Annotated in this window: 7 protein-coding genes; 2 read left to right on the plus strand and 5 right to left on the minus strand. The window is 69.5% G+C overall.

What is annotated here, in order from left to right:
• Positions 1-112: 112 nt before the first annotated feature.
• Both J0695_RS23405 and J0695_RS23410 read left to right on the plus strand, forming a co-directional pair.
• The gene (locus J0695_RS23405; protein ID WP_206964405.1) at positions 113-724 is read left to right on the plus strand and encodes a TetR/AcrR family transcriptional regulator; all 612 of its coding nucleotides are present in this window, start codon (positions 113-115) and stop codon (positions 722-724) included.
• Positions 725-848: 124 nt separating this feature from the next.
• On the plus strand, positions 849-1,595 hold the full coding sequence (locus J0695_RS23410) for a bifunctional DNA primase/polymerase (RefSeq protein WP_206964407.1): 747 nt from the start codon (positions 849-851) through the stop codon (positions 1,593-1,595).
• 31 nt (positions 1,596-1,626) lie between these two features.
• Here J0695_RS23410 and J0695_RS23415 read toward each other — a convergent pair whose 3' ends face one another.
• From J0695_RS23415 to J0695_RS23435, 5 genes are all read right to left on the minus strand, one after another.
• Positions 1,627-2,568: an SCO2278 family lipoprotein gene (locus tag J0695_RS23415; RefSeq protein WP_206964430.1), complete on the minus strand. Its 942-nt coding sequence runs from the start codon at positions 2,566-2,568 to the stop codon at positions 1,627-1,629.
• Positions 2,495-3,454, minus strand: coding sequence for an iron uptake transporter permease EfeU (gene efeU, locus J0695_RS23420; protein ID WP_206964409.1), 960 nt, complete (start codon positions 3,452-3,454; stop codon positions 2,495-2,497). Before efeU ends, J0695_RS23415 begins: the two co-directional genes overlap by 74 nt.
• 58 nt (positions 3,455-3,512) lie before the next feature.
• Positions 3,513-4,820 carry an iron uptake transporter deferrochelatase/peroxidase subunit gene (efeB, locus tag J0695_RS23425; protein ID WP_206964411.1) on the minus strand — a complete coding sequence of 436 codons (1,308 nt, stop codon included), beginning with the start codon at positions 4,818-4,820 and terminating at the stop codon, positions 3,513-3,515.
• Between the two features lie 17 nt (positions 4,821-4,837).
• Positions 4,838-5,986 (minus strand): iron uptake system protein EfeO, encoded by a 1,149-nt coding sequence (efeO, locus tag J0695_RS23430; protein ID WP_206964420.1) that lies wholly within the window; start codon positions 5,984-5,986, stop codon positions 4,838-4,840.
• 144 nt (positions 5,987-6,130) lie between these two features.
• The coding region (locus J0695_RS23435; protein ID WP_206964428.1) for an ATP-binding cassette domain-containing protein at positions 6,131-6,681 on the minus strand (551 nt) is incomplete at its 5' end.

Here is a 6,681-nt window from a genome sequence, read left to right on the forward strand (position 1 = left end):
CGGCCAGTCAGCGAGACGATCCGTCTCGTTGGGTTGATGCTCAAGTATGAGACGATACGTTTCGTCTTGTCAAGACGAAACGTCTCGCCTCATGCGGTGTTAGATTCACGCCATGGCCGACACCGACAAGTCCCCGGACTCCTCGCGTCGCAGCGAGCGCTCCCGCCGCGCGATCCTCGACGCCTCCCTCGCGCTCGTCGGCGAGGTCGGCTACAACAAACTCACGATCGAGGCCATCGCCGCCCGCGCCGGCGTCGGCAAGCAGACGATCTACCGTTGGTGGCCATCGAAGGCCGCCGTACTCCTCGAAGCTTCGATGGCGCTCTCGGGTGACGCCGAGGACGAGGGGGAGTGGACGGGCTTCCCCGACACCGGGGACATCGCGGCCGACCTGAAGCATGTGCTCCGTCTCACGGTCGACCAGTTCAACGACGAGAAGTACGAGGCGCCCGCCCGCGCCCTCACCGCCGCCGGGGCCATCGACCGCGAGCTCGGCGAGAAGTTCACCCGCCAGCTTCTCGAACCGGCCCTCGTCCTGTACGAGAACAGGCTGCGCGCCGCCCAGGCGGCGGGCCAGATCGATGCGGACATCGATGTCCGCATCGCCGTGGAGATGATCGTCGGGCCGCTCACCCACCGCTGGCTGCAGCGGACCAACCCCCTCACGCACGACTTCGCCGATACCTGTGTCGACCAGGTACTGCGCGGCATCGCGCCCCGCTGAGGCTCCGATGAGCCCCTCTGTGCCTCCGCCGGACCACCCAGGATCCGGACTGTGGTCATCAACGCGCCAGGATGGTGGCAGCATGGGCAGGGTCCACCGATACGACGGTGAGGTGAGGGGATAGATGGGCGACGGGATCGGCCGCTACCGCGGCTCGCAGAGCAGGATGCCCCAGTGGCTGCGCCGACGTCCGAAACCTGACGCCGCGGCCGACGCCGGAATCGCCCGGGAGAAACTGCTGCTGGCCGCTGCCGCAGCGGGACTGCCGATCTCCCCGGCCGCTCACCCCGTCGGATACCGATGTTCCTGCGACCGCGTCGGCTGTCCCACCCCGGCCCGTCACCCGGTCTCCTTCGCCTGGCAGACGCAGTCCACGACGGACCGCGCCCAGGTCGAGCGCTGGGTCCGCGACCAGCCCGAGGCCAACTTCATCACCGCCACCGGCCTGGTCCACGACGTCCTGGATGTCCCCCTCGACGCCGGGCACAGCGCACTCTCACGCCTCCTTGCCGCAGGCATCGACGTCGGTCCGGTGGCCGAGTCGGGCGGCGACCGCCTCCTCTTCTTCACCGCGACGCGCGGTACCCCGGAGGACGAGGACGAGTGGTGGCCGTGCGAGCTCGACTGCCACCCCGAGACGGCCGACGAGCACCCGGGTCTGCGCTGGCACTGCCGCGGAAGTTACGTACTGCTGCCGCCCGCCCGTCTCCCCGGTGAGCTCGGCGTGGAGTGGCTGCGCGGGCTCGAACACCCGCTGCCCGACCCGCTGACCCTGCTCGAAGTCCTCACCGACGCCTGCGCGCAGTACGCGGACACCGGCGCCGAGGGATACGACGCCCACGCGGTCGCCTGGCCGCTCGGCGGTCGCTGAGCCGCCCTGCCCTACGCGGCGCAGGGGGCGGTTACGACCCCTTGGCCGAGGTCAGCCCCTGCAGCCTGCCCAGTATGGTCACCTGCTGGGAGCCCTTGCCCTTCGCCGGCACCAGGGCGGCCTCGTTCGACATCCGTTCCTTGGTGATCTTGTTCGTCACCGTGCCGGTCGTCAGCGCCTTCACATCCGGAGAGACCTGCAGCCGCACATTCGGGGCCGCGGTCTGCTGCTCGAAGTGCTTCGAGGCGAAGAAGACCAGCGCCCCGCCGTCCTGAGTGCGCAGCCCGAGCGGCTGGAATGCCCCGGCGGCCACCGACTGGTCGACGTACTGCGTGGTGAGCCCCGGCACGTTCGCGCTCTTCAGGCGGGTGCTGCGCCACTCCGACGTGTGCGCGCCCGGCACGAAAGCGGCGGGCTTGCCGGTGCGCAGATACGAGGTGTAGCGCTCGGACAGATCCTTCGGGGCCATCGCCAGAGCCGCGTCGGCCGGCTCGGCGGGCTGCGCCCAGCCGTCCTTGTCCTTCTTGAAGACCGGCACCTGGGACGGCGCGAGGATCGACAGGTACGAGACCTTCCACGGCTGCTTCAGCCCGTCCTGCATGAAAACGAGCACCCAGCGCGTGTCCTGTGTCCCGCTGTCGGTGTCCCGGTTGGAGTCGGTGTCCGCGACGAAGTACCGCGGCCACCCCGCCTTCTTGGGGATCGCGAACTTCACATCCGTCAGCTGCAGGGGCTGGTGCGCCGTGTTGCCGCCCGGATCGGTGATGTGCCGCGACTTCAGCCCGGCCTGGTTGATCGCCCCGAGCGCACCGGTGACGCTGTCCTGGTCCAGGGCAGGGTCGAAAGCCTTGTCGGCCTTGTTGTACGCGGCGGTGAAGTTCTGCAGCGCCCGCGCGGCCTCAGCCTTCGTCGCCGACGGTACGATTTCCAGCTCGCCGTGCACTGTCATGCACCCGCTCGCTGTCAGCGACATCACTGTCACCGTGGTGATCCCCGCCGCCAGCCGACTCAGCCTGCTCATGTGCTGCCTTCTGCCCCTTCGTTCCCACCGACTTGGCGAACCCTACCGGGGCGAAGAACACGAAGAGTGTGGGGACCAGATACAGCGCCCACACCGTGACCTGAAGCACCGTCGGGTCCGGCTGGAAGTTGAAGACGCCCTTGAGCAGGGTGCCGTACCAACTGTCCGGCGGGATCTGCGCGCTGATGTCGAACGCCAGGCTCTGGAGGCCCGGGACGAAGTCGGCCTCCTGCAGGTCGTGGACGCCGTACGCGAGGACGCCCGCGGCCACGACCACCAGCATGCCGCCGGTCCAGGTGAAGAACTTCGCCAGGTTGATACGGACCGCGCCCCGGTAGAAGAGCCAGCCGAGTACCACCGAGGTGGCGATGCCCAGCAGCGCCCCGATCAGCGGCTGTGCCGTACCGGTCTGCGAGGTGTGCACCGAGGCCCAGATGAACAGCGCGGTCTCCAGGCCCTCACGGCCCACCGAGAGGAACGCCGTGACGACCAGGGCGCCCGTGCCCATCTGCAGCGCCGCGTCCAACTTGCCCTGTAGTTCGGCCTTCAGGTGCCGCGCGGTGCGCCGCATCCAGAAGACCATCCACGTGACCAGGCAGACCGCGATGATCGACAGCGAACCGCCGAGCGCCTCCTGCGCCTTGAACGTCAGCTCCGACGAGCCGTATTCGAGGGCGAAGCCGAAACCGAAGGCGAGCGCGACGGCGGCCCCGATGCCTATCCAGACGGGGCGCAGCGCGTCGCGCCGGCCCGTCTTGACCAGATAGGCGATCAGGATGCAGACGATCAGGGAGGCTTCGAGGCCCTCGCGCAGACCGGTCAGATAGTTGCCGAACACGTCGGTCCTTTCCTCTTCACTGGGGCCGGTTCACTGGAGCCGGTTCACTGGGGCCGGGTCAGGAGAACAGCGCCCGGCCCCACCAGTCGCCCTTGTCGCGGACGCCAGGCGGGACGGCGAAGAGCGCCGAACCCACGTGCTGGATGTACTCGTTGAGCGCGTCGTTGCGTGCCAGGGACCGCTGCAGCGGGATGAACCCCTTGCGGACGTCCCGCTGGTACGCGAGGAAGAACAGCCCCGCGTCCAGGCGGCCCAGGCCGTCCGTGCCGTCCGTGAAGGAATAGCCCCGGCGCAGGATCTTGACGCCGTGGTTGGAGTCCGGGTGCGCGAGCCGTACGTGCGCGGTCGGCTTCATCGCCTTCAGGAACGGCTCGTCGCGCTCCTTGGCCTTGCCGACGGGCGCGCCCTCGCCCTTGTCGCGGCCGAAGACGTCCTCCTGCTCCTGCAGGGAGGTGCGGTCCCAGGTCTCGATGTGCATCCGGATGCGCCGGGCCATCAGGTAGGAACCGCCCGTCATCCAGGCGGAACCGTCCTTGGCGCCGTCCTTCTCGCCGACCCAGACGTGCTTGGCGAGGTCGGGGGCGTCGGTGCCCGCGATGTTCCGGGTGCCGTCCTTGAAGCCCATCATGTTGCGCGGGGTCTGGGCGTCGGGCGTCGTCGACGACGTCTTGCCGAAGCCCAGCTGCGACCAGCGGATCGCGGTCTTGCCCATGCCGATGCGGGCGAGATTGCGGATCGCGTGCACGGCGACCTGGGGGTCGTCGGCGCAGGCCTGGACGCACAGGTCGCCGCCCGAGCGGGAGGCGTCGAGGTTGTCGCCGGGGAACTTCTCGATGTCCACCAGCGCGTCGGGCCGCTTCGCATCGAGCCCGAACCGCCCCTTCGCGAAGAGGGAGGCCCCGAACCCGATCGTCAGCGTGAGCCGCGACGGCTTGAGACCCAGCGCCTCGCCGGTGTCGTCCGGCGGGGCCTCGGCGAGACCGCCGTACGCACCCTCGCCGACCGGGCGTCCCGCCGTCATCAGGGCGGCGGCAGCCGTCCAGTCCTTGAGCAGCTGGACGAGCTCCGCGCGGTCGGTGGTCGTCACGTCGAACGCGGCGAAGTGCAGCCGGTCCTGGACGGCGGTGGCGATCCCGGCCTGGTGCGCGCCGTGGAAGGCCACCGCGGCGCCGCTGTCGGCGATGGGCACGGCGTCCTCGCCCGTACGCAGCGCGGCGACCGTGCCGCCGGCCGCGACGGCGCCGAGCGCCAGGCCCGCGCCTCCCCAGCCGATCAGCGAACGGCGGGAAGGAGCGGGGGATCCGGCAGGGGATCCGGCGGTGGGTCCGGTGGTGGTCACTTCGCTGGAGGTCTCTTCAGTGGTCATATCCAGTTGTCCCGCTTCTACTTCACGGTGGCGGCGGCGAGCTTGGAGAGCGGCTCGGCGAGCGCGTTCACTGCGTCCGAGAGCTCCTTGCGCTGCTCCTTGGTGACCTTGTCGTACGAGACGAAGTCGTAGGAGGTCTTGTCCGAGCGGTACTTGTCGAGAACCTTGGACAGCCCGGCGAACTGCTTGTCCAGCTCGGCGGTGAGCGCCGGGTCGTTCTTCGAGGCGATCGGCTTCAGGAGCTCGTACGCCTGCTGGGCGCCCTCGACGTTGCCCTTGAAGTCGGAGAGGTCGGTGTGGCTGTAGCGGTCCTCTTCACCCGTGACCTTGCCGGTGGCGACCTCGTCGAGGAGCTCCTTGGCACCGTTGGCCATGGAGGTCGGGGTGATCTCGGCGGTGCCGACCCGCTTCTGCCAGTCGGCCAGATCGGTGTCGAGCTGGGTGGCGAGGGTCTTGTCCGCCGCGACGATCTTCTTGTCCTGCCAGAGCGACTTCTCCAGGCGGTGCCAGCCGGTCCACTTCTGGCCGGCCTCCAGACCGTCCTCGCGTACGTCGGTCTTGGGGTCGATGTCCCCGAAGGACTCGGCGACCGGCTCGGTGCGCTCCCAGCCGAGGCGCGAGGGGGCGAACGCCTTCTTGGCCGCCTCCAGGTCACCCGCGCGGACCGCGTCGGTGAAGGCCTTCACCTTGGGGATCGTCTCGTCGGCCTGCTCCTGCGCGTACTTGCGGTACGCGGCGACCGCGGCGTCCAGCTTGGGGTCGCGCTTGGCCGTCGTACCGCCGCCGGTGACGGTGATCTTCTGGCGGATGCCGTCGCCCTTCATGCCGGGCTTGCACGCGATCTCGTACGAACCGGCCTTCACCTCTGCGGTGACCGTCTGCTTCAGGCCGGGGCCGATGTTCTCGCGCTCGGCGACGATGCGGTCGTCGGGGAAGAGGAGGTAGACCTCGGTCACCTTGGAGCCCTTGTTCTCCACAGCCAGCTGCACGTGCCCGGCGGGGAGCTCGGTCTTCGACACCTTGCAGGCGGTGTCGGTCGCGGTGACCTGGACAGCGCCGCTGCCGCCGGACTTGGCATCGCTCTTCTCGGCGCAGCCCGTGACGGCGGTCAGGGCCGCCACAGCGGTGGCGGCGGTGACGACGACGGAGAGACGGACGGGTCGCATACGGGCTCCACGCTTGGGCGAATGGTCGAGTGAGGCAGGCCTAACTTAACCGAGGCTTACCTCACCGATACCCACCGGGGCAGTGATTCAGCTCTCACTGGCGCAGCGCCATCACGACTGGATCACAGCTGCCTCACAGGCAGGTCAAGCAATGGTCAAGTCGCGCCGGGGGATGATCAGGGGAACCCTGGATTCCGGGTGCGGAAGCACCTCTACCGGTTGCCGGTAGACCCGGCTGAGCAGCTCTTCGCCGAACACTTCGCCGGGTGCTCCGGCGGCGGCGATCCGTCCGGATTCCAGTATGGCGACCCGGTTCGCGTATGCGGCGGCCAGGCCGAGGTCGTGCAGGACGACGACCACGGCGTCGCCGGCGGCGGCCCGGTCCCGGCAGATCCGCATCACCAGTTCCTGATGCCGGAGATCGAGGGCGGCGGTCGGCTCGTCGAGCAGGAGCAGGGGCGCACGTTGGGCGAGTACGCGCGCCAGGGCGACCCGCGCGCGCTCCCCGCCGGAGAGGGTGGAGAAGGGGCGCGCGGCGAACTCGCACACCTCGGTCGCGGCCATGGCGGCGGCCACGGCCGCGTCGTCCTCGGCCTCGCGCTCGGTGCCGGCCCAGGGGGCGCGGCCCATCCGTACGACGTCCTCGACCGGGAAGGGGAAGGAGAGGGCGGTGTCCTGGGGGAGGACGGCGCGGC

Source organism: Streptomyces beijiangensis, from assembly GCF_017315755.1.
GTDB classification, from domain to species: domain Bacteria; phylum Actinomycetota; class Actinomycetes; order Streptomycetales; family Streptomycetaceae; genus Streptomyces; species Streptomyces beijiangensis.

Coding starts and splice junctions, on each gene's coding strand:
- J0695_RS23405 (WP_206964405.1), top strand. CDS start 113: ATGGCCGACACCGACAAGTCCCCGGACTCCTCGCGTCGCAGCGAGCGC.
- J0695_RS23410 (WP_206964407.1), top strand. CDS start 849: ATGGGCGACGGGATCGGCCGCTACCGCGGCTCGCAGAGCAGGATGCCC.
- J0695_RS23415 (WP_206964430.1), bottom strand. CDS start 2,568: ATGTCGCTGACAGCGAGCGGGTGCATGACAGTGCACGGCGAGCTGGAA.
- efeB (WP_206964411.1), bottom strand. CDS start 4,820: ATGACCACTGAAGAGACCTCCAGCGAAGTGACCACCACCGGACCCACC.
- efeO (WP_206964420.1), bottom strand. CDS start 5,986: ATGCGACCCGTCCGTCTCTCCGTCGTCGTCACCGCCGCCACCGCTGTG.